Origin of the sequence: Rugosimonospora africana (assembly GCF_016862975.1) — a bacterium.
Classification (GTDB): Bacteria; Actinomycetota; Actinomycetes; order Mycobacteriales; family Micromonosporaceae; genus Rugosimonospora; species Rugosimonospora africana.
In genome coordinates this window covers 1-21313 of record NZ_BONZ01000075.1, presented here as the reverse complement: position 1 = coordinate 21313, position 21313 = coordinate 1, and the positions used below count along the sequence as shown (strand labels likewise).

Below are 21313 nucleotides of genomic sequence, written 5' to 3'. Positions count from 1 at the left end.
ATCGCCGACGGGCCACCCCACGGATCCAGGGGTGCCCGGATCCGCCCGCTCGCAGCGCCTCCCGCTCGCTCGACGGCGGGCTCGGCCATGCTGGTACCCCGCCTGCCAAGGGGAGACCGCCGAGTGCTGTTGTCCAGCTGTCGGGCACCAACGTTAGGCAGAGTGCGAAACACCGGTCAACGAAGTCTCTGCTGAATTCGCATTGTTTTCGCTGTTCGCTGCATCAATCGGCGATTGCAATGACAGTGAAGGTTAATGCACACCGACGCCGCCCATTGCAACGGTTGACGACTAGCTCGCATACTGGCGTCGAGACGACCGAAGCGGAGGAGCCGGCCGGATGCCAGGACGCAGGCTGACCAAAGCCGACCGGCGGCAGATCGCCGTAGGCTTGGCGCAGGGCTTGGACTACGCCGGGATCGCCCGCCGGCTGGGCCGTCCCACCTCGACGGTGAGCCGCGAGGTCGGGCGCAACGGCGGGCCGGGCCGCTACCGCTCGGACCTGGCCCAGCTCGCTACCACCCACCGCGCTCGGCGCAGCCCCCGCCCGCCGGCAGCCGCCCGGCGGGCCGGCGAGCGTAGCGGCCCCGACCCCGATGCGGCGGCCGCGTTTATGGCTGACCTCACCGCGGTCCTCATTGAGACCGGTATGCCGCGTACCGCCGCTGGTGTGATGGCCTGTCTGTTCACCTCCGAGACCGGCAGCCGCACCGCCGCCGAACTGGCGCAGCACCTACAGGTCAGCGCTGCGACCATCTCGCACGCGGTCGGTCTGCTGCAACAGCACGGGCTGATCCGCCGCGGCCGCGACAGTCAGAGCCGGCGCCACCGGTACTTCCTCGACGACAACGCCGGCCTTCGCTCCGCGGTGGTCGGTGTCCGCGCTAACCAGCGATTCGCCACGACCGCCCTACGCGGCGCCGACATCTTCGGGACCGACACCGCTGTTGGAACCCGGCTCGCCACCGCGGGTCGATTCCTCGAACAACTCGGCAACGACATCCTCCGTGCCACCGAAAAGCACTGGCGCGCCACCGTAGGCGCCGTGCCCAAGCACACGCAGACAACTCGCTCAACGACGACGCGATGAACGCCGCGGTGCTAAGCGGTCGTCGTCGTTAATTCGTCGCGGTTACTCGGCAACCGCCGAAACGCCTGACTCGTGGGCGGCGATGCGAGTGAGGAGGATGTCGAGGTCCGTCTTCGTGTATCTCCAGTTGAAGGGCCTCGCGGCGAGGTTGTAGAGGTCCTGGAAGGCGATCAACCGGTTCTCCACATCGGCGAGCTCGTTGAAGTCGTTGGGTGTGATCACTTTGCGTTGCACGATCGAGAAGTAGATCTCGCACTGATTCAACCAGCTCGCGTGTACCGGGGTGTGCACTATCCGGGCGGTAGGCCAGCGATTGCGCATTCGGCCGATCGCGGTCTGGCCGCGGTGGGACGAGCCGTTGTCCACGATCCAGAACACCCTGGCGGCGCTGGCGTATGGCTCGAGCGTCATGACTTGTTCGACCAGCCGGGCGAAGGGGGCGATGCCCGTGGTGGGTTCGCAGCGGCCGAACACCTTGCCCCGGTGCACGTCCCACGCCGCGAGGTAGGCCAGAGCGCCGCCTCGCTGGTACTCGTGCTCGACCCGCATCATCCGTGCTCGCCCCGGCGGCAGGCTCGGGTGGCAGCGGCAGCGGGCCTGGATGGACGTCTTCTCATCCGCGCACAGCACGTAATCGCCGGGACCTAACGGCTGACCATCGAAGACACGGGCGTACAGATCAAGAACCACGGCCGCCCTGCTGGCGAAGTCCGGTGCGCGGGGAGCGATCCAGGACCGGTACTGCCAGGGCTTGATCGCGTCAGCGGCCAACCAGCGGCGCACTGTGGACGGCGAGATGTCGTCCACCACGCCGGCCTCGATCGTCTCGCAGGCCAGCTCGGAACTCGACCAGCGTGACAGCGGCATCCCCCGCAGGGCTGGCAGCTCACAGGCGATCGCGGTGACCTGCGCCCGTGCTACCGGGCTGAACCGGCGCGGCCGACCCGGACGCGGGGCATCGGCAAGCCCACCGAGGCGCCGTAGGGCATGCCGGCGGCGCCACTTGCGCACCGTGTCCTCACAGATACCCAGGTCGCGGGCGATGCTGGCGTTGCTGCCGCCCTCGGCTGCTGCGAGCACGATTCGTGTCCGCAGCAGCATCCGGGCTTGGGCGGTGGGTCGTGTCAACGCCACCAGAGCGGCGCGCTCATCGGTGGTCAGCACGATCTGGTGGGGGGTTGTGAGAGGCACCGGCATGTTGTGCCAGATCACCGCTCGGGGCGCCGTCAGCGACACGCCGGTAGATGGGGCAGGATCGACGCTGTGCCCAAGCCGCCACTCGAATCGACCAAGACCACCCTGCGTCAACGCCTGACCCGCCACGCCGAATCACACTGGCCGACCCTGGCCGCGGTCAACGTGCGCTACCGCGGCGTGTTCGCCTACATCGACGGGCAACTGGCAGGCGGCGTGACCCTGCCGCTATGCCGCCTGCGATTCAACGGCTCGGCCAGCATCTGGGGCTTCGCGATCTACCTGGCCAGCCGCGACGGCTACGAAGACAACTTCCTACCCAGCGGCCTACCCGCCGGCAGCCCCGAAGAAGCCCTCGACTGCGCGTGCGGCCTCTACCTCAACAACCCCACCGCCTGGCTCCAACCCCCGACGAATTAACGGCGACGACCACTAAGCCGCCGGCTCGTAGGCTCGGCTAGAGGGTGCGCGGCGTCGAGAGGTCAGGGCCATGGAGCGGTTTCCCAGCCTGATGCCCCGGTCCAGGACGCGTACGGTGGCCGCCTGGATGTGTGTGGCAATCGGGATCGGTCTTGGGGTCTTCGGGCCGATCATGCTGGTGAGCTTCATCTTCGTTCGTGGCGCTACCAACGCGGGCAGGATTTTTTCAATAGTGATGCTGCCGTTGGCGGTATCCATGGGTAGCTACATTGGCTATGCCGAAGGAATCCGGGTCCTTTCGGAGGATCGGGCCTTCAGGCGCCACCGTGCCCGCAACGTGGAGACCGGCCCTGGCGGGGGTGGGGCGAAGACGAGTTGACGGTCAGGCTGCGTCGTTGGGGTCTGCTCTGCGGAAACCGCCGAAGTCAAGCCTCGTTCGGGATGGGGCCGCGCCGCCACAGCTTCGGCAATAGGGCGATGACGCGAGTCTTCACCTCGTCGGAGATGATGCCGCGGGCATCGTTCATCAACGGGACGACGGTGTGTTCGTGCACCTCGCGGTGCGACTCTGGGGCGGGGCAGGTGAACACGGCCAGCATCCGGAGCGCCCGTAGCACCCCGGGTCCCAGGATGGATAGATGGCCGGCGACCAGCGCGCGCAACGCGGACCAGAACTTGCCGATGACGTGTTCGGCGACGTGCTCGGGTAGTCCTGTCTTGGACGACTTCAGGAGCACAACAACTGTCTCGGACCGGGTTTTGTCTTCGGTGGCGGGTACGACGGACAGCACGTCTTCGGGGAGGGTGTCGCGGCGCACGGTGGGGGCGCCGGTTGGGGTGTCCTCCGGGGCGGGCAGGGTGCCTGCATGACCGGCACCGCCCGGGTGGCACACCCGGCGCAGCGGGTTTGTCTACCCGAGGTGGATGAGACGGCATTGGCGGGGCCCAAGTTCAGCACCGTCCTCCCGCATCGCCTCGCGATGGCCACGCTCGCTTCGAGGCCGGCCGACCTTGCGGGGGCGTGGGGGGCCAGCTCCGACAGCTGCTGGCCTCCGCCACGTCAACCGCGTGTGTACCGGCCCGTGCCGGCCTCAGCGTGCCCGGGTGCAGTGGGTGGCAGCGCCCGAGAACGTAAAGTGGAAGCAGGCACGGGCAAAGTAGGTGGTGCCGTCGTAGTAGTACCCGGTGTTGTCCACGTGGATGTTGTTTCGATCTGATGCCACGGTGTGGGTTCCGGACACCATGTACCAGTGGATGCCGCCGTCAGTTGACCGCTCAAGCCATCCGACGCAGCTCCAGCCGGCGTAGTCGTTCAGGAACCACGCGTACGCATCCAGGTTGCCGTCGACTTGCGACAGGACGATGTGCGCCTCACACCTCCCGGTTTCGGTGCTCTGCACCACGTAGGAGCCATAGGTCTCGTCACCGATCACCTGGGCTTGCGCCGCGGTTTGGACCCCGAGCGTGATAGCGGCCGTTGCGGCGATGGCGAACAGGATGCGAGACAGCTTCCTCGGCATAGGGAGATTGCTCCGTTCTTGTCGTTGGACGGCACGGGATGACACCCGCCCACAGAGGTGGGTATCGCGGCGAAAACTCCGAACTCCGATGAGCCGGACCGCGAGCAGGGTTGCCGCCCGGATGGCATGGTTGGCCCCATCGTGGGTAGTTGGCAGTGGTGGCGGTACTGGTTGTTGCGGTGGGCGAGTTCGTGCGGTGGGTCCGGCGCCGGATCGTGCACCGGCGCCGGCCGGCCGGGGCCGGACACTGACCGGGCTTCTCCGCGGCGGGTCACTCGCGACTGTGCCGAGGCCCGGCTGTCGGCCTACTCACCCCGGGGTAGGCAGGTAGTGGGCGTTGCCGCGGAACACGTCGGCATGGCGGCGGGCGAACTGCGCGAAGGTCGTCGGCTCGATGCCGAAATGTTCGTGGGTGGACAGGTCGATGGTTGAGTGGCCCAGCCTGCTGCGCTCCTGGAAAAGTTGGGCGAACGCGTTCGCGCGTGGCGGCGGGTACCCGGCGTCACGCCAATCCCGCTTTTTGTCCTCGGTGGTGACGTTGCGGTAGATGACCGGCTTGCCGATCGCGTCGGAGATGCGATCGGCGACGTCGGCCATGGTGAGGGCCTCCGGACCGGTCATCGCGTAGGTCTTTCCTTCGTGACCGGACGTGGTGAGCACCGAGTGAGCGACCTTGGCGATGTCGTCGATGTCCACCGGGGCGAGCGTCGTGTCACCGAGCGGAAGGCGGAACTCACCGGAGCCCACGATGTCCGGTACCTCCTCGAAGTACACCTGCATGAACTGGCTTGGCCGCAGGATGGTCCACCGCACGTCCGAAGCGAGGAGATAACGCAGGACCTGCTCGTGGCTCCGGGTGGACCGGAACTTCTCAGGGTCGAAACCCTCGATCGAATCCTTGCCGGAGAACTTCACGATGTGCTCGACTCCGGCCTTGACCGCCGCGTCAATGAACGTGCACTGGGTCTCCAGCAGCTCCGGGCCGGCGTTGGAGATCATCAGCACGCGGTCGACCCCGGTCAACGCGTCGTGCAGTGTTTCGGGCCAGAGCATGTCGCCCTGCCTGATGTCGACGCCCGGCAGCTCCCGCAGGGCGTCCGCCTTGGCTGGATCCCGTACGAGTGCGCGGACCGGCTCGTTGTGCCGCGCGAACTCACGCACGACCGCCGATCCTGGGCGTCCATTGGCCCCGGTGATGAGAATCATCGCTCCCGCTTCCTGTGTCGGACACGAACAGCCAGAGCGGTAGATTACGTTTCGGAACCCGAAAGTTCAAAATCGTAACTACGAAGATTCACGTCGGAACGAGACGCGGCTAGACTCGGCGGGTGAGCATGCGTACCTACGGCGACGCGTGCGCGGCTGCGCATGCGCTTGATTTGATCGGCGAGCGGTGGGCCCTGCTCGTCGTTCGCGAGCTGCTATTTGGCCCCAAACGCTTCAGCGACCTGCGCAGCGGTCTGCCCAACGCCGGTCCGAACCGGCTGTCCCAGCGCCTCGCGGAACTCGAAGAGTCCGGGATCGTACGCCGCCGCAAACTCGGCCCGCCCGCACGAACCTGGGTGTACGAGCTGACGGACTGGGGCCACCAGCTCGAACCGGTCCTCGTCCACCTCGGGCGCTGGGGCCGGTTGTCCCCGTTCCGTGACCTCAGCGCCGGCATCAGTGTCGACTCGCTCATGCTGGCGCTTCGCGGAGACTTCGACCCCACCGTGTGCGGTGACCTGTCGGCAACCTACGCCCTGGTCTTCGACGACGACCGCATCACGGTGCGCATCGCGGACGGCCGTATCGACATCACTCGCGGCGAATCCCTTACCCCGCCCGACGTGACTCTCGTTACCGACCCGGTGACCTTCGCCGCCGTGATGACCAGGAAACGACCCCTCGATGAGGCCGTACGCGCCGGAGACGTCACGGTGTCCGGCAATGTCGCCCTCGTCAAGCGGCTCCTTGACGCGCTGCCTCGACCCCAAACCGTCGAGCCGCCCTCGGCATAGCGGGCCGACCGGTCTCATCGAGACCGGTCGTGTCGAGCAGATAGCCGACCTGATCGTGGCCGCTGAGCCCAGCATGCCCATCCAGTTCGCCGCCCTCAGCCACGCCGGAAAGTTCGACCTGCCACTGGGCTCCTCGGCTGCGCGGGCCGCGCTGGCAATGTTGGAGAGGCATCCCGAGCGCATCGGTGTGGCCGACGACGCGGACTCCTTCGGCAGCGACCTCGATGCCCTGTGGGCCGCCATCGCTTTCGTGACGGCTGCGGCGTCCCATGGTGTCGCCGAGCGGGCGAGGCTGTGGAAGATCTTGAGTCTCTACCTGGACGGCCTGGACCGCGACGACCTGTTCCTCACTGACCAGTGGCGGGTGGGCGAGTTCTTGGGAGATGACCCATCCGGACGCCGCGGCCCGGCGCTGAACATCATGCTGCCGCTCGACGGAGCCTTCATCCGCGTGGAGGGCGTCGTGGTCGCTGGGTTCGCGGTTCCAGACCTGCCGGCCGGTGTAGCGCGGGCTGACCAGAATCGCCGCGACGGTAGTCAGCATCCACCGGTCGCCGCGGCGATGCGGGTTACGCGCCGGATCGATGCCCACGGACAGGGCACGCCGTTGCCGTTGAGGGCGCGGGCGATGCAGCCACGCTACGACCGGCGAGCCGGGGTCGGGTTCCAGGCGGTATCGGGCCCGGGACACTTCCCGCTGGGAGTGCACGCCGAGCAGGTCCAACAGCGCTGCCGGCGGTTCCTGGCGCTCGTGTCCGACGCTGCGACGCGGCCCACTTGCCCTTTGGCGGCCGATCTCTGCGGCGCACGGGGTGGCGCTGGTCGCCCACCTGTACGAGGACCGGACGGGATCGGACAACAACGCGATGAGCGAGATCGACACGGTGGACCCGTCAACCGGCCGGGTGCTCCACCGGGCGTACGACGTCAACCCGACGAACTCGACGGAGGCGACGACCAACTTCAACTTCACCTCCAACCGGGGCCCGCAGATCGATCCGGTCACGCCGGACCCCCTGGGTGGTCGCGCCGTACGCGGACGAGTTGCCGCGCTTGCGTTACTGACCTCCTTCAGATGTGAACGGCCCGGGGCGGGGAGTCCGTGGGGACTTCCCGCCCCGGCTACTGCTGCGCGAGTACGGGAGTCATCTGCCGCCGTCGGTTACATCCCGTGGCCAGCCAGCGCGTCGGCGGCAGCCGGACGTTCACAACTGTGGCGGGCGCTGAGATCAAGTCAGGATCTTCAGGTACTACGATGTCGATCGTGCGGGCGTACCGGGAGGGTTCCCACAGCACTGGGCCGGCATCACATGAGGACAGGGGCGGCTGTGAACAGTGAGCGATCTGAATCGTCGCCGGCCGGTCGGGATGCGCTGTCGTCGAAGATCGACACCTCGGTGGCCCACCCCGCCCGCCGCTACGACTATTGGCTGGGCGGTAAGGACAACTTCGCCGCCGACCGCCGCTCGGGCGATGCCGTGTCGGCCGCGTTCCCCACGATCAGGACAACCGCCATCGAGAACCGGCGGTTCCTGCGACGTGCGGTCACGTATCTGAGTCGGGAGGTGGGCATCCGCCAGTTCCTGGACATCGGCACCGGCATTCCGACGGCCAATAACACTCACCAGGTCGCCCAGGCCATCGCTCCGGACGCGCGCGTCGTCTACGTCGACAACGACCCGATCGTGCTGGCCCATGCCCGCGCGCTGCTGACCAGCTCCCGGCAGGGAGCCACCACATACCTCGACGCCGATCTGCGACAGCCGGATCAGATCCTCAATCATCCGGACCTGCTCAGCACCCTCGACCTGTCCCAGCCGGTCGGGTTGATGCTGGTCGCGATCCTGCACTTCATCAAGGACACCGACGACCCGTACGGCGTGGTGAATCGACTGGTGTCGGCGATGCCGTCAGGCAGCTACCTGGCGCTGACCCATGCCACCCACGATTACATGCCGCCCGAGACCTTCGCCGCGGTCAGCGCGGCCGACACCCAGATGCCGTTCCAGTTCCGCTCCCGCGATCAGTTCGCCCGCTTCTTTGACGGACTCGACGTCCAGCCACCCGGCTTCGTGTCCGTGTCTGAATGGCGCGACGGGGACGAGGAACAGCCACGTCCGACGGCCGCCGACACCGCCGTCTACGGTGCGGTCGCCAGAATTGCCTGACCAGCAAGGGAAGCGAGAGCCGACCGGTCCGCTGCACAGCCGGGCAGCGGGCGCGGCAGCCGAAGACGCCGACGAAGTTGATCCCGGTGATGCGGAACGAGGACACCGGGGAGCCGGGTGAATCCCAGAAGGACCTGCCCGGTGGCGGTGGCTCTGGCCGGCCGGAGCGGAGTTTCCCACTGCCGTCTGACGGGCGCCCCGCCGGTGTCGTGAACAGGCCGCCCGGAGCGGTTTCTACCCGGCGAGCGACGCGGCACCGAGGATCTGCGTGACGTACTGGCGTACGGCGAAGTGCTCCGCGTCGCGCAGGCTGCGTACTGTCCCGTTCGCGACCGCCTGATCGATGCCGGACTCGATCGCGGACAAGCTGTCGGGCGTGAGCCCCTGGTCGCGAACCCGGCGCAGCGCGACGCCGGTCAGCACGTCGGGGGAGGGGTAACCGGCCTCGTACCGCAGGAACCGGTCGCGGATCGCCTCGTCGACCAGGTCTGGCCGGTTGGTGGTGAGCACCAGCGCGGTGCGGCTGGTGTCCAGCTCGTCGACGGCGTGGAAGAACACGCTGTCCTCGGAGAAGTGCCACTCTTTGGCCTGATCGCTTCCGCGCGCCATGAGGATCGACTCGATGTCGTCGAAAATGAGGACCGAGCGCTGCCCGTGCAGGCCGAACCCGTGGCGTGCGGCCTCGAACAGCTCCCGGATGCGCTTTTCGGTCTCGCCGTACTTGGCGCGGGCGAGGTCGCTGCCGTCGATGACGACCGCGGTCACCCCGTCGCGCCCAGCCGCCCGCGGGAACCGGCACATCAGCTCGTACGACAGCCGCCGTGCCAGCGTTGTCTTGCCGACGCCGGGTGGGCCGCTGAGGAAGAACCCACGCACGGCTCCCCGGTGGACCTCGTTGCGCCACTGGTGCTCGACGAGCTTGGCCTGCTCGGCGACCAGGGACTGGTAGAGCTCGCCCAGCAACTCTCGGCCGCCGGACCCGGCGACCGGATCGTCGCCGCCGAACTCGCAGCTCAGCCGTTGGGGATCGAGGGGGGTGCCCGGGTAGGTCGGAAATCCACGGTCGTGGTGGTGCTCAGCCATGCCCTCGTCCTGACGATCTGATCCCGGACCGACTCAGGTTCAACGCGTCCGTCGATCCCACAACGCAACGGCGCCCTCGTGGACGATTGTCGCAGGAAGATGTCATGGTTGATGTCGGCTGACGCGCCTTGGTGTTTGCTTGGGCCCAGGCTCGGGGTGGCGCGGGGGACGGCGGGTCAGCTCCTCTGGCGGTACGCGCCGGCGCGGTCGCCGAAGACCGACGCGTCCTTCTCCCACCAGGGCCGGCCCAGTAGGCCGTCGGCCGCCGGGTCCGCCCCGCCGCCGCCATCGACGGCCGGCACGCCGGACCGGGCCCGTTCCACTGAGGCCTCCTCAAGGGCGGCCTGGTCGAGGGTGAGGTCGACGCTGGCGGCGTCGCGGGCGTCCGAGCGGATCCACTGGATGATCAGCAGCGCCAGCACCGGGACGTCGATCGCCTCTCCGATGCACCAGAGCAGATCGGCGCCGAGGTGCTGGTCGCCGAGCACGGTCTGGCTCCAGACCCGGGGCATCGTGGCGTAGTAGGTCGACGCGATCGGGTGGGTGTCCAGTCGCAGCACGATGCCCGGCACAGCGTCGGCGAGCAACTCGATGAGGGAGAAGAACAGCATCAGCGCGTACGGTACGTGCACGTTGATGCTGCCGGCCTCCCACAGCGGTACCAGCACCAGGATGCCGAAGATCAGCAGCAGCACCCGGCTGACCGACGCCACCACGGGGTTGGTCAGGGTCAGCGAGTACAGCGGCGTGAAGTAGATGGCGATCGGCACGACGGCCAGCAGCAGCGGGCTGACCACGGGGACGGTCACGAAGCGGGCGTACCGGCTGCGCAGGATCGCGTCGAAGCGCCGCGCGCCACCGTCGGACAGCGCCGCCTGGGCCAGGGCGATCGGGCGGCCCAGCGCGAGCAGGAATGGCACGACCATGAGCAGCACGATTAGCTGCACGGCGTGGATCGAGAACGTCACGCGGGCGTAGACGGCCGGCGAGGCCATGGTGACCGCCACGAGGCCGAGCAGGCCGGGGCCGAGGAAGGCCAGGGTGCGCCCCGCCGGCCAGCGGGTACCGGTGCGCTGGACCCGGCGCATCCCGGTCAGGTAGGCGTACGCCGCGCCGATCACGATGACCGTGATCACCGGGTCGAAGTACCAGGAACTCCAGGCCCCGTGCAGGGGCGGCGCTGCCGGGCTCGCGTACGCCAGTGCCTGCACCACCATCGCGCCTCCATAAGTCGATCAGCCCGAGATCGATCAGCCCGAGGTTGACCAGCCCACTATCGCAGCGCGGTATCCAGACGCCCGGCCGGGGTTGCCCGCAGTTGCGAGAGCCAGCAGCGGCGCGAAGCGTCGCACCCATCGGTAGATCGTGATGTGGTCGACCTCGACGCCGCGCTCGATCAGCAGTTCTTCGACATCCCGGTAGGACAGGTTGAACCGGAGATACCAGCGGACCGCGACCGCGATCACCTCGGACGGAAACCGGAATCCGGAGAACGCCGAGCGGCCTGCGCCCTCGGCGCGGGCGCCCCGGCCATGGTCTGCACCGAGGGCGACGCGGTCCTGAGGGGGCCCTGGTGCAGCAATGCGCCAGGGCTCCCCGGCAGCCCCGACCCGCTGGAGGCCACTGCCTTTGCTGGTCGTCGCGGTACGCGCGGCACGGCCGGTTCCGCCTTGGACTCCGCGGTTCGCTCAGCGGTCGGTTGGCCGGCCGGCGCTCATTGGCCACGCAGCGGTCGTCGGGCGGAGCGTCTCGTTGGCGACGTTCGACGCCCGTTGGCGTGGTACGACTGCGTCAAGACCCGTGTGAAAGCCGACAGAGCAGGGCGAACCGATGAGGAGTATCGCAGCCACGCTGCTGCGCGGACCTGGGGACCCGGGCCGGGCCACGTTCCTGGAACTGTTCTTCGACCTGGTGTTCGTCTTCGCGCTCTTCCGGCTCTCGCAAGGGTTGCTGGACCGTCTGACGTGGAGCGGCGCCTTCCAGACGGTGGTGTTGCTGCTCGCCGTGTGGTGGGTGTGGGGTAACACCGCAGGGCTAGCCAACAGGTTCGACCCGGCCCAGCCGGCGATACAGGCGCTGGTCATCGGCTGCATGTTCGGCAGCTTTCTGCTCGCAGTGGTGGCGCCTGAGGCGTTCGGTCCGCGCGGTCTGGTGTTCGCCAGCGCGTACGTCGCCGTCCAGGTCGGTCGCAGCCTCGTCCTCGTGCTCGTCACCCGGGGCCACGAGCGGCAGCGCTTCGAGCTGCGAACGCTGTTCTGGTTCGGGGTATCGGCGCCGCTGTGGCTCGCCGGCGCGCTCGCGCACGGTTGGGCCCGTGGGGTGCTGTGGGCGGTCGCGGTGGCTGTGGACTCCGCGGCGCCCAAACTCGGCCTTCCCACGCCGGGACTGCCCAGCGCGAGACCGGCGGAGTTTTCATTCTTGAGCGAGTTCGTGGCCGAGCGGCTTCGGCAGTTCTTCATCATCGCGCTCGGCGAGTTGATCCTGGTGTCCGGACTGGCATTCGCCAGCGGCGGCCTCGTGGCCGACCGCACGGCGGCGGTCGTGGTGGCGTTCGTGACCACGGTGCTGTTGTGGCGCGTCTACATCTACAGGGCCGGTGAGGTGTTGGGCGCGGCTGTCGCCGCGGCCCCGGATCCGCTCCGCGTTGTCAACTCCGTGTTGTACGCCCACGCGGTGATGGTCGCCGGTGTTGTCGCGATTTCGGTCGGCGACGAGCTGGTCATCAGGCATCCCTCTGGGCACACCCAGCCGGCGTGGATCGCCGTCGTCCTCGGCGGGCCCGCACTGTTCCTTGCCGGCCGGGCTATTCTCGAGTACGCGGTGTTCGCCCGGGTGTCCCGAGACCGGGTGATCGGAGTGCTGGTACTCGCTGCCATTTCGCCGGCGATGATCCTCGTGCCGCCACTCATCGTCGCCGTCGCCGCCGCCGTCGTCCTCGCCGGGGTAGCGGTCATTGACGCGGCCCGTGCCCGGCGGCGACGCCCCGACGAGCCGCCCTCCCCGCCAGGCGGACCATCGTGAGCTGGGGCGGGGTCAGATCGCGCTCAAGCTGCCCGGCGTCGCCGCGTTAGTGGACGCCGGGCTTCATGCTGCCCAGGGTCTGTGCAGTGGCCGGGGTCGGCGCCGTGAGCGAAGCGGCAAGGCGCCGTGCCCTGGGCGAGCCCGCACAGCGGCCGCTTGCGGCCGCCTTGGAGACGTAAAAGTTCATCAACAAGTCGGTGGTCCACAGTCGGTGATCCAGGCAGTCGGTGATCCATTAACCACTGTCAGGGCGCACGGCGCCCTGTTCGCCGACTGCGCGGCCCCCGGGGGCTCAGCCGGCAAATTCGTTGACGCCGAGGGCGAAGTCCCAGTGGCCAACCCCGTTGCCTGCGAGGCCCACCGTGACCAGGCCCACTCCTTCCAGCCAGTGCGCCATTTTCAGGCCGCCGACGTCCAGCGGGCGCAGCCCGAGGCTCTCGATGAATGCCGCCACGCCCGCCTTGGCCCGCGCATTGTCGCCAGCGATGAAGACGTTGGGCCGGCCCTTCTCCAGGACATTACGGAAGATGGTGTTGAATGCCTTCACCACGCTGGCGCTGGCTGGGGCCACCTTGGCGACTTGCTGCGCGATCGAGGTCTCCTCGCGGTGGGCCAGGCCGTCGAATGTGGCGTTGAAGGGGTTGCTGATGTCGACGATGACCTTGCCCGCGAGGGCGTCTCCGTACTCGGCGACGACCGGAACGACACCGTCGTACAACAGGGCCGTGATGACGATGTCCCCGGCCGGGACGGCGCCCCACTTGCCCGTCGTCGCGCCGCCGCCCAGAGCCTTGGCCAGGTCATCGGCCTTGGACTGATCGCGTCCCATGACCTCGACGGTGTTGCCGCCCGCCACCGCGAGCGTGCCGATGGTACGGGCCATGTTCCCTGTACCGATGAGGGTGATGCTGCTCATGAGGTGTGCTCTCTTCCTGTTCTCGAGGTGTCGCTTTGTCTCGTTCGTGCCGGGTCAGGCGCGGGGCGTCGGCGCGACGTTTCTGGGCCAACCGCCGCGCCTTTCCCGGCACTTCCGGCTCGTCTTCGGCTGGCAGATCGGGATGGGTGAACCTGCCGCCATTCCAGAAAGAGGGGTCAGGTCAGGGAGACGGGACGAGGGCATCCCGTGATCGTTACTCTCCCTTGGCGCGCAGTTCCTAGGGCCGCATGCCAACGAGAGGCGCGAGGTGACCCTGCAACTCGACGGCGGACAGCAGCGGACGCCAAAATGTGGTCACCTCGGCAATCTTGACGTCCGCGTCGAGCAGGATGTAGTCCATCGCTCGCGCAACACTTCGGCGTGTTGCGGATGTCCGCGTTCGAGATCAGTTCGTTGTGGCGACTGGGTTGTGGGGTGTGCCCGCGGCATTTCTGGTGTGTGGTTCAGATGGCGGTGGTGCCGCCGTCGGTGACCAGTTCCAGGCCGTTGACGTAGCTGGAGTCGTCGGAGGCGAGGAACAGGGCGACGGTGGCGATTTCTTCGGGGCGGCCCATCTTTCCGCGGGGGATGAGGGACTCGAATGCGGCCTTGGTTGCCTCGTCGAACAGTTCTTCCTGTTTGGCGGTGGCGACCTGGCCGGGGGTCAGGACGTTGACCCGGATCTTGCGGTCGCGCAGTTCGTTGAGCCAGACGCGGGCCCATGCCTGCTGGACGGCTTTGCTTCCCGCGTAGAGGCTCCAGCCGGGGAAGGCGCCGAGGGAGGCGTTGGATCCGGTCATGAAGATCGAGCCGTTGTCGTTGATCAGCGGCAGTGCCTTCTGCACGGTGAATAGGGTGCCGCGCGCGTTGAGCCAGAAGGCACGGTGAAACTGTTCCTCAGTGATCTCGCCGAGGACTGCGGGTTCGCCCATCCCGGCGCTGGCCCACAGCACGTCGATCGAGCCCTTTTCCCGCTTGACGGTGTCGTACAGGCGGTCCAGGTCGTCCAGTTCGGCCGCGTCACCCTGGACGGCGGTGACGTTGCGGCCGATCAACTTGACGGCGTCGTCCAGTGCTTCCTGCCGCCGGGCCTGGATGAAGACGTGCGCTCCTTCCTCGACGAACAGCTTGGCGCCGGCCAGGGCCATGCCGGTGGATCCGCCGGTGATCACCGCTACCTTGCCATCGAGCTTTCCCACGATCACTCCGTTGAATTGATGGGTATTTGAAACAGTTCGGTTCCTTATATACACATTTCGACTCTGGTCCCCGCGATCATCTGGCGGAGAAGTAGTGGCCGTTGTCCAGACCGGCGAGCAGGCCGGGCTGAGCGGGCTCCCAGCCGAGGGTCCGGCGGGTGATGAGGTTGGACGCCGGGTAGCTCTGCGTGACTATGTTCGCGAGGAACCCGAAATATCCCGGCACCATCAGTTCGTCCACGGGAATGCTCACGGCGGGCAGTCCCAGACGGCTGCCGATGGCCTCGGCGATCTCGCGGAACGGGATACCCCCGTCCCCGACCGCGTGCCAGTATCTGCCGGCCGGCCCCTTCTCCAGCGCCAGGCGGAACAAGGAGGCGACATCACGGATGTGCACGGCGTTCCACAGGTTCGCGCCGTCTCCGGGGTAGCCGACGAAGCCCTTCTCCTTCGCGAGCGCGACCAGCCGCACGAGGAAGCCGGCACGATCGGTTGTGCTGTGCGCGATGTTGGCAATCCGCACGACCGAAGACCGCACTCCCCGCTCGGCCAGGCCGATGACGGCGGTTTCCACGGCGTTACGAGCGTGCAGGGTGCCCTTGTGCGCATCGGTGACAGGGAGGGCCGGGTCCTCCTCGGTGGCCGCCCGGCCCAGGTACCGCTGCCCGGGCGAACCAATGCTCCCCGCGGTGACCAGCGGCTTTCCGGTTCCCGCCAGTGCCTCGCCGTATGCGAGCATGATCGGGACCTCCGCGGCGGCCACGGCGTTCATCCCGCCGGAGATGAGCAAGTCCTGCCTGTGCGCCACGTGGATGACGCCGTCGGAGTCCGCGGCCGCCTGCTTGAGCCTGTTGAGATCCTCGATGTCGCCGCGACGCACCTTCGCGCCGAGCGCGGACACCGCCGCCGCGGCCGTGTCCGACCGGGCCAGGCCGGTGACCTCGTGCCCGGCGGCGAGGAGCTCGGGGATGATGTACGAGCCGGAATGGCCGGTTCCGCCAGTGACGAAAACGCGCATACTACTGTCCTTGAGAGGGTAGGTGGACAAGCTGTTCTTCTCGTGACCTAGATCAACTGGCGTGATGTGGTGAGAGAAGCGATCGTGCAGGGTGCGCTCAGCTGAGAATGCTGACGCCGAGGGCGAAGTTGAAGTCCCCCACGCCGTGGCGGGCCAGGCTGATCATCAGCAGGCCTGCCCCTTCCAGCCAGCGCGCCATCTCCAGGCCTCCGGCATCCAGGGGACGCAACCCGAGGCTCTCGATGAACGCCGACACGCTCTCCTTGGCCCGCGCGTCGTCGCCGGCGAAGAGCACGTCCAGTGGGCGGCCCGGTGCCATGACGTGGCCGAAGACGGTGTTAAACGCCTTCACGACGTGCGCGCTCGCCGGGGCAGCCTTGGCGATCTCCTCCGCGGCGGAACTGCCGTCAGGGGTGACCAGCCCGCTGGCGGCGGCGTTCACGGGGTTGGTGATGTCGACGATGACCTTGCCGGCCAGCGCGTTCGCGTACTGAGCGACGACCGGCACGGCGCTGGCGTTCGGCACGGCGAGGATGACGATGTCGCCGGCCGGGGTGGTGCCGAATGTCCCGGCCGTAGCACCGCCGCCGAGCGCGGCGGCCACTTCCTTGGCCTTGGCCGCGTCGCGACCGACCACCTCGACGGCGTTGCCGCCCTCGACCGCGCGGGCGCCTATGGCGCGGGCCATCCCCCCTAGGCCGATAATGCTGATCCCGCTCATGGGTGCGTGCCTGCTTTCTGAAGCTGGACAAGATGCCACACTCACCCATCGTCGTTAACGGTTCTGTCGTCGATGCCGTCGATTGATGCGATGGGCGGTGCTCAATTACTGATGTGCTCATTCTGGGCGCTGGGCCCTGCGATCAAATTCCGATGCGAATTTCTGTTCCGAATTCGCTTCGGCCCTAGTGGCTACTCATCCAGATTGCCATTGGCCTGAGTGGCTGTCCAAGACCTCTTTCAGCCGTGGTGATACCCTCAAGACATCACCGGACCGGAGGGGCCATGGATCTGGACCTGCGCAAACTGCGCTACTTCGTCGCCGTGGCCGACCGGCTGCACTTCGGTCGCGCCGCCGAGGAGCTGCATATCGCGCAGCCGGTGCTCAGCCGACAGATCCGAGCGCTGGAGCAGGATCTCGGCGCCGCGCTGTTCACCAGAGATCGCCACGGCGTCGTGCTGACCGACGCGGGCCGGCAACTGCTGACCGACGCCGGCCTGCTGCTGGCCTCCGCGCACGCGGTCCGCCGCCGGGTGTCCGCGGCCGCCCGCGGCAGCCATCGGCTGGTGGTCGGTTTCCGGGCAGGCATCCCGGTCATCCCTGCGGCGCGGGCGTTCGAGGCCCGGCACCCGGACGTGGTCGTGGACGTGCAGCGGATCGAATGGGACGACCAGGCGCCGATGCTGCTCGACGGCCGCATCGATGTCGGTTACGTGCGGCTGCCCATCGACGAGGCCGGCCTACGCGTAACCCCCCTGTACACCGAGCCGCGGGTGGCGGTACTGCCCGCCGGCCACCGCTTAGCCGGTAAGGAGGCGGTCACCGAGGCCGACCTGGCTGGCGAACCGCTGGTCTGGCATGCCGACCCGAGCACACAGCCCACCAGGCGTCCGCACCCCAACGCCGGGTACCTCGTACGCGGGGTGGACGAGACGCTCGAGCACGTCGCGGCCGGCCGGGGCATCTCATTCCTGGCCCGTTCGGCGACCGTGTTCTACTCACATCCGGACGTCAGCTATGTACCCATCCCGGAACTCGCGCCCGACCAGGTGTGCCTAGCGGTCGCGGCATCCCGCACCTCGCCGCTGGTCGACGACTTCATCGCCGCGGCTCAGGAGACGGCCGAGATCACGGCAGAATGCGGGAACTATGAAATGTGGCAGCTTGCAAGCGATGCCGTTTCAAAGCACAGTTGAGCAGCGATAAGATGACCTACAACTAAAGTGGCCATACGAAGCGAACTGCAACAGCGATACGGCAGCCACTAGGTGCGTGGACTTCTTTTTCAGATTTGCCGTTCGTCCGAGCGGGGTGGTGGTGTCGCAATGCACTGTATCAAGCAGAAGCGGACGTTGTGATCTCCGCGAGGCCGTGGATAGCCGCGCAAGCACAAAGGGGGGACAGGGAGGTTACATGCCGAGCATCACTGGCGTGCCTGCGATGTCACCGGCGATCAGCGCCGCCAGCGGTGTGACGATGTCACGGGGTGAGAACAGGTCGGTTCCGCGGTATCTGGCGACGTCTTCGTGCCGCCACCATCGCGTCCCGCCGATGTGCTCGGCGGCGAGTTCGTCATCGGACAGTGCACCACGGGGATCAAAGCGTGGGGGTGCGGACGAGGATGTAGTCGTTCACCACCCCGTTGTAGCCGTCCGCGTGGCCTCGAGCGGTGACCTCCTGGTGTCAGACGTGAGGCGGGTCGACGTCAATGACAAGCCCGGTTTCTTCGTGCAACTCCCGTCGCAGTGCCGTCAATGGCAATCTGCCGGGCTCGATGCCGGCGCCTGGAGCCGCCCAGACGACTATTGCGCCAGTGGGTACAGCTGGATGCGGGAAGCTGAAGCGGCAGAGCAGGACAGCGCGAGTTCAACCTGTCGTTGCAACACCGGTCTGTTGGATCGAGCGTAGCTGGTCCTCGAACACCTCGGCCGGGGTGCGCCAGCCGAGGATTTTGCGGGGTCGGTCGTTGAGCGCGAGGGCGATGGCTTCGAGGTCGTCGGCGGTCCACCTCGACAGGTCGGTGCCCTTCGGGAAGTACTGACGCAGCAGCCCGTTCGTGTTCTCGTTCGTGGGTCGCTGCCAGGGTGAGTGGGGGTCGGCGAAGAACACGAGGCGAACTGGGGCACGCTGCAACTCAAGACCAACCAGTACGCAACCGGCGTCACCATCGACGGCATCTCGCAGGACCAATATCTGGCGAGCCTCCATCTCGCGTTGACGGCGATTGCGAGCACGACAAATGTCCGGGACGGTGACTCGGCGGCGACCGCCAACGACGGTGGCGTCTACACGTTCTTCAAGGGCGCGATGAACCCCACGTTCCCCCAGTACCTGACGTTCAACTGGGCCTCACCGCAGCAGGTCAGCGCGGTCACGTACGTGTGTGACTGGTGCCTGAAGGGCGTCCGGCTGCAGATCAACAACGCGAAGCTCGACTTCGGCCAGTACCAGATCGACGAGGTCGAAATCACCCCGTAGTAGCACTACGAGCCTGCCCGCCCAGGTGCGGGCAGGCTCGTAGTTTGCCAAACGCCCAGCAGACGCACACTGCCTACTGAGGCTCTACCCCAGCACCGGACGCCGGCCTCGGTCGATGGGGATCAGGGTGCCCGTCGAGGATGGCCCATAGCTGCCGGGACTCCTGGTGGACGGCCTGCCCGCTTCAGGCCGGGCGCGGAAAGCAAGCAGGTCGAGGGCTGGTGTGATGACGGCGCCCTCACACCACGCGGACCTCCAGGTAGTTGTCGAACCGCGTCGGGTAGACCCGGTGTGGGTCTCCGACGGCCGGGAGTTGACGGCGGGCCTGTTGCCGACGTGAGCGGCGGAAGTGCGAGTCTTGGTGGGTGGCCGAGCAACAGGTGGCGAACGCGGTGCAGGCGCAGCGGTGGAACGGTGACACCGGGCGGCGGTGGATCGCCCAGCGTGAGCGGCACGCCGCCGTACGCCAGCGACTGATGCCGTACCTGTTGCGGGCGGCGGCGGTCCGGCCCGGTGACCGAGTGCTCGAGGTTGGCTGTGGCTGCGGTGAGCTGACGGTGGCGCTCGCGCGGGCGGCCCGCCCCGGGGGCAGAGTGCTGGGCTTGGACCTGTCCGGCCCGATCCTCGCCGTCGCCCGGCGGTTGGCGGCGGAGGCAGGCGCCGCCGAGGTCCGGTTCGTGCGGGGCGACGCCCAGGTGCGCCGGCTGCCCGCGGCCGCGTACGACGTGGTGGTCAGCGGCTTCGGGGTGATGTTCTTCGACGACCCGGCCGCCGCGTTCGGCAACCTGCTCGGTGCGCTGCGGCCGGACGGGCGGCTGGCCTTTCTGTGCTGGCAGGACGAGTTGGACAACGAGGTCTTCTCGATCCCGCTGCGGGCGTGCCTGGCCCACAGCCGGCTGACCGGGGTTGGCGGTGGCGATCCGTTCGCCGATCCCGGCTGGGTAAGCGCTTTGCTCGGCCGGGTGGGCTACACGGACGTGCAGGTCGTTCCGGTGCGGGAGCCGGCGCGGATCGGCATGGACGTGTCCGACGTGCTGGGGTATCTGTGTGACACGTCAAGGGTTCGCGAGCTGATGGCGCGGCTCGGTGACGAGTCGGCGGCGGCTTGGGTGCGCGCGGCGATGGCGGAGCAGCTCACCGAGCGCCAGCGTCCGGACGGGGTGTGGGTCGAGGCGGCGGCGTGGCTGGTCACCGCCGTCGCGCCGGGGTGACGGGTTGCCCGTCCGTCCCGCGGGTACGAGCATGCATCAGCTCGGGGTTGGCGAAGGCCCGGGCCGTCAGAGCCGGGTGGCGGGCGGCCGGGCTCCCCGGGCGTGGGTACGGCGCGTGTCGACACCGGCGACCGTCGCGAGTGCCGCGACGGCGGCGGCATCGGCGGCCAGCGGTGGAAGATGCCACATCGCCGCTGCCAGCAGCCCGAGGACGAGCACCCCGACCACCCGCGATCGGGAGATCCGTCCGAAGACCTCCCGCTCGAACGGTGCCCGCCCGAACAGGAAGAGCGCGGGCCCGCCGAGGATGGCGATCAGCCACCGGGGTGCGGTGGACGAGCGGTTCGACGATGACCAACTCGGCACCGACGCCGCCGAGGACGACGCTGGCGATCATGACAAGGTGGTTGCCGGCGGCCGACACGATCGCCGGCTGGGGGCACGGGAGCGCCGATGGCCATCGGGAGGATGGTTCCGGCCCGGTGGAGGTAGATCGGCCAGAGCAGCACGGTGGCCACCAGCGCCTGCCCGAACCCGGCCTCGTTCGGGATCCGGAACGCGCTGGTGCTGAACGCCCGGCCGGCCACGAAGATCACCTCACCCAGCGCGATCAGCAGGAACTGCTGGAGCCGCTCGGCGAAGTGCTCACCGGCGACCTGCCCGCTGGGCCGGCGTCGGAAGCCGGCCGCGAACCCGATGTAGTCGATGGCCAGCGCAAGACCCCACAGTCCACCGCGTACGCGCAGGTCGTCGGCCACAGCGTCGACGATCCACGGGACACCGGACGCGACGATCGGGTACAGCAGCGGTACGGGGAGTGGACGATCGTCGGTGCGCGTGATGCCAGCGTGAATGAGCGGGCGATGTGGAGGAAGTACACGTCATGAGTGAGAAGAAGCCTGGGGATCTGGCGGGGATATCGGCGGGGCAGGCTGCCGAGTACGCGATGAGCCATATCTTGGCGCGTCGTTCGCTGATGCTGAAGTGGTCCGGGAGCGTCGGCCGGCAAAGATGGTGACCGCGTTGCGCATTGATCTGGATGTTCAGCGGGAGATTGAGGCGGCCGCTGCGGCGCGGGGTGTTGGGGCGTCGACGTTGATGCGTCAGATCATTGAGGACTGGGTGGCGGCGCATCGGGAGGCTCCGGCACCCGATCAGATCGGTGAACTGGTGCGGTATCTGGATGCCGCACGGCGTGCGGCCGGAACGTCCGAGCCATGACGGGCTTGGTGACTACGTGTCCGTGACCATTTCGCTGGCCTTCTCGAGCTGGG

Annotated in this window: 24 protein-coding genes and 3 pseudogenes; 10 read left to right on the top strand and 17 right to left on the bottom strand. The window is 67.8% G+C overall.

The window, feature by feature from the left end; translation table 11 throughout:
* Positions 1–340: 340 nt before the first annotated feature.
* Positions 341–1090, top strand: a complete 750-nt coding sequence (locus Raf01_RS50990; RefSeq protein WP_203922412.1) for a GbsR/MarR family transcriptional regulator — start codon at positions 341–343, stop codon at positions 1088–1090.
* Between the two features lie 42 nt (positions 1091–1132).
* Here the strand turns inward: Raf01_RS50990 and Raf01_RS35145 are convergent, their stop codons facing one another.
* Positions 1133–2281, bottom strand: coding sequence for an IS630 family transposase (locus Raf01_RS35145; RefSeq protein ID WP_203922411.1), 1149 nt, complete (start codon positions 2279–2281; stop codon positions 1133–1135).
* A gap of 72 nt (positions 2282–2353) precedes the next feature.
* On the opposite strand from Raf01_RS35145, the gene Raf01_RS35140 reads away from it, so the two are divergent.
* On the top strand, positions 2354–2704 hold the full coding sequence (locus tag Raf01_RS35140; protein ID WP_203922410.1) for a hypothetical protein: 351 nt from the start codon (positions 2354–2356) through the stop codon (positions 2702–2704).
* A 425-nt stretch (positions 2705–3129) separates the two neighbouring features.
* Here the strand turns inward: Raf01_RS35140 and Raf01_RS35135 are convergent, their stop codons facing one another.
* The 3 genes from Raf01_RS35135 to Raf01_RS35125 all read right to left on the bottom strand — a co-directional run bounded on the left by Raf01_RS35135 (position 3130) and on the right by Raf01_RS35125 (position 5430).
* Positions 3130–3597 (bottom strand): hypothetical protein, encoded by a 468-nt coding sequence (locus tag Raf01_RS35135; protein ID WP_203922409.1) that lies wholly within the window; start codon positions 3595–3597, stop codon positions 3130–3132.
* A gap of 198 nt (positions 3598–3795) precedes the next feature.
* Positions 3796–4224: a hypothetical protein gene (locus tag Raf01_RS35130; RefSeq protein WP_203922408.1), complete on the bottom strand. Its 429-nt coding sequence runs from the start codon at positions 4222–4224 to the stop codon at positions 3796–3798.
* 309 nt (positions 4225–4533) lie between these two features.
* The gene (locus tag Raf01_RS35125) at positions 4534–5430 is read right to left on the bottom strand and encodes an SDR family oxidoreductase (protein ID WP_203922407.1); all 897 of its coding nucleotides are present in this window, start codon (positions 5428–5430) and stop codon (positions 4534–4536) included.
* Between the two features lie 128 nt (positions 5431–5558).
* Between Raf01_RS35125 and Raf01_RS35120 the strand changes: the two genes are divergently transcribed.
* Positions 5559–6224, top strand: coding sequence for a winged helix-turn-helix transcriptional regulator (locus Raf01_RS35120; protein ID WP_239134229.1), 666 nt, complete (start codon positions 5559–5561; stop codon positions 6222–6224).
* Here Raf01_RS35120 and Raf01_RS35115 read toward each other — a convergent pair.
* Positions 6166–6816 carry a recombinase family protein gene (locus Raf01_RS35115; RefSeq protein ID WP_239134216.1) on the bottom strand — a complete coding sequence of 217 codons (651 nt, stop codon included), beginning with the start codon at positions 6814–6816 and terminating at the stop codon, positions 6166–6168. The genes Raf01_RS35120 and Raf01_RS35115 overlap by 59 nt on opposite strands.
* A 718-nt stretch (positions 6817–7534) precedes the next feature.
* On the opposite strand from Raf01_RS35115, the gene Raf01_RS35110 reads away from it, so the two are divergent.
* Positions 7535–8392 (top strand): SAM-dependent methyltransferase, encoded by an 858-nt coding sequence (locus tag Raf01_RS35110; RefSeq protein WP_203922405.1) that lies wholly within the window; start codon positions 7535–7537, stop codon positions 8390–8392.
* Between the two features lie 234 nt (positions 8393–8626).
* Here the strand turns inward: Raf01_RS35110 and Raf01_RS35105 are convergent, their stop codons facing one another.
* From Raf01_RS35105 to Raf01_RS35095, 3 genes and pseudogenes are all read right to left on the bottom strand, one after another.
* A complete protein-coding gene (locus Raf01_RS35105) occupies positions 8627–9475 on the bottom strand; it encodes an ATP-binding protein (protein WP_203922404.1) in 849 nt (282 codons plus the stop codon).
* A gap of 176 nt (positions 9476–9651) precedes the next feature.
* Positions 9652–10692 (bottom strand): cytochrome c oxidase assembly protein, encoded by a 1041-nt coding sequence (locus Raf01_RS35100; RefSeq protein WP_203922403.1) that lies wholly within the window; start codon positions 10690–10692, stop codon positions 9652–9654.
* A 111-nt stretch (positions 10693–10803) separates the two neighbouring features.
* Positions 10804–10941 (bottom strand): annotated as a pseudogene (locus Raf01_RS35095) (IS6 family transposase); the annotation flags it as partial.
* 364 nt (positions 10942–11305) lie between these two features.
* Here Raf01_RS35095 and Raf01_RS35090 point away from each other — a divergent pair.
* The gene (locus Raf01_RS35090) at positions 11306–12496 is read left to right on the top strand and encodes a low temperature requirement protein A (protein ID WP_203922402.1); all 1191 of its coding nucleotides are present in this window, start codon (positions 11306–11308) and stop codon (positions 12494–12496) included.
* 292 nt (positions 12497–12788) lie between these two features.
* On the opposite strand, the gene Raf01_RS35085 is transcribed toward Raf01_RS35090, so the two are convergent.
* From Raf01_RS35085 to Raf01_RS35070, 5 genes are all read right to left on the bottom strand, one after another.
* Positions 12789–13412, bottom strand: coding sequence for an NADPH-dependent F420 reductase (locus Raf01_RS35085; RefSeq protein ID WP_203922401.1), 624 nt, complete (start codon positions 13410–13412; stop codon positions 12789–12791).
* A 238-nt stretch (positions 13413–13650) separates the two neighbouring features.
* A complete protein-coding gene (locus tag Raf01_RS50675) occupies positions 13651–13773 on the bottom strand; it encodes a hypothetical protein (RefSeq protein WP_275413122.1) in 123 nt (40 codons plus the stop codon).
* 103 nt (positions 13774–13876) lie between these two features.
* On the bottom strand, positions 13877–14611 hold the full coding sequence (locus Raf01_RS35080) for an SDR family NAD(P)-dependent oxidoreductase (protein WP_203922400.1): 735 nt from the start codon (positions 14609–14611) through the stop codon (positions 13877–13879).
* Between the two features lie 76 nt (positions 14612–14687).
* On the bottom strand, positions 14688–15629 hold the full coding sequence (locus Raf01_RS35075; RefSeq protein ID WP_203922399.1) for an SDR family oxidoreductase: 942 nt from the start codon (positions 15627–15629) through the stop codon (positions 14688–14690).
* Between the two features lie 97 nt (positions 15630–15726).
* A complete protein-coding gene (locus Raf01_RS35070) occupies positions 15727–16350 on the bottom strand; it encodes an NADPH-dependent F420 reductase (RefSeq protein WP_203922398.1) in 624 nt (207 codons plus the stop codon).
* Positions 16351–16634: 284 nt separating this feature from the next.
* Here Raf01_RS35070 and Raf01_RS35065 point away from each other — a divergent pair, with 284 nt between their 5' ends.
* A complete protein-coding gene (locus tag Raf01_RS35065) occupies positions 16635–17546 on the top strand; it encodes a LysR family transcriptional regulator (RefSeq protein ID WP_203922397.1) in 912 nt (303 codons plus the stop codon).
* Between the two features lie 517 nt (positions 17547–18063).
* On the opposite strand, the pseudogene Raf01_RS35060 reads toward Raf01_RS35065, so the two are convergent.
* Both Raf01_RS35060 and Raf01_RS35055 read right to left on the bottom strand, forming a co-directional pair.
* Positions 18064–18147 (bottom strand): annotated as a pseudogene (locus Raf01_RS35060) (NUDIX domain-containing protein); the annotation flags it as partial.
* Between the two features lie 69 nt (positions 18148–18216).
* Positions 18217–18459, bottom strand: a pseudogene (locus Raf01_RS35055) (IS30 family transposase); the annotation flags it as partial.
* Here Raf01_RS35055 and Raf01_RS35050 point away from each other — a divergent pair.
* Both Raf01_RS35050 and Raf01_RS35045 read left to right on the top strand, forming a co-directional pair.
* Complete coding sequence (locus tag Raf01_RS35050; RefSeq protein WP_203922396.1) at positions 18439–18828, top strand: hypothetical protein; 390 nt, start codon at positions 18439–18441, stop codon at positions 18826–18828. The pseudogene Raf01_RS35055 and the gene Raf01_RS35050 sit on opposite strands and share 21 nt — an antisense overlap.
* A gap of 365 nt (positions 18829–19193) precedes the next feature.
* On the top strand, positions 19194–20039 hold the full coding sequence (locus Raf01_RS35045; protein WP_203922395.1) for a class I SAM-dependent methyltransferase: 846 nt from the start codon (positions 19194–19196) through the stop codon (positions 20037–20039).
* Positions 20040–20105: 66 nt separating this feature from the next.
* On the opposite strand, the gene Raf01_RS50670 is transcribed toward Raf01_RS35045, so the two are convergent.
* Together Raf01_RS50670 and Raf01_RS50985 are read right to left on the bottom strand one after the other, a co-directional pair.
* Entirely contained in the window at positions 20106–20405 is a 300-nt protein-coding gene (locus Raf01_RS50670) for a low temperature requirement protein A (protein ID WP_203922394.1), read from the bottom strand.
* Complete coding sequence (locus tag Raf01_RS50985; RefSeq protein WP_373319665.1) at positions 20354–20797, bottom strand: low temperature requirement protein A; 444 nt, start codon at positions 20795–20797, stop codon at positions 20354–20356. Before Raf01_RS50985 ends, Raf01_RS50670 begins: the two co-directional genes overlap by 52 nt.
* Before the next feature lie 125 nt (positions 20798–20922).
* Here Raf01_RS50985 and Raf01_RS50980 point away from each other — a divergent pair, with 125 nt between their 5' ends.
* Together Raf01_RS50980 and Raf01_RS35030 are read left to right on the top strand one after the other, a co-directional pair.
* A complete protein-coding gene (locus tag Raf01_RS50980; protein WP_373319664.1) occupies positions 20923–21057 on the top strand; it encodes a hypothetical protein in 135 nt (44 codons plus the stop codon).
* A gap of 5 nt (positions 21058–21062) precedes the next feature.
* Positions 21063–21260, top strand: coding sequence for a hypothetical protein (locus Raf01_RS35030; RefSeq protein ID WP_203922393.1), 198 nt, complete (start codon positions 21063–21065; stop codon positions 21258–21260).
* Positions 21261–21313: the final 53 nt, after the last annotated feature.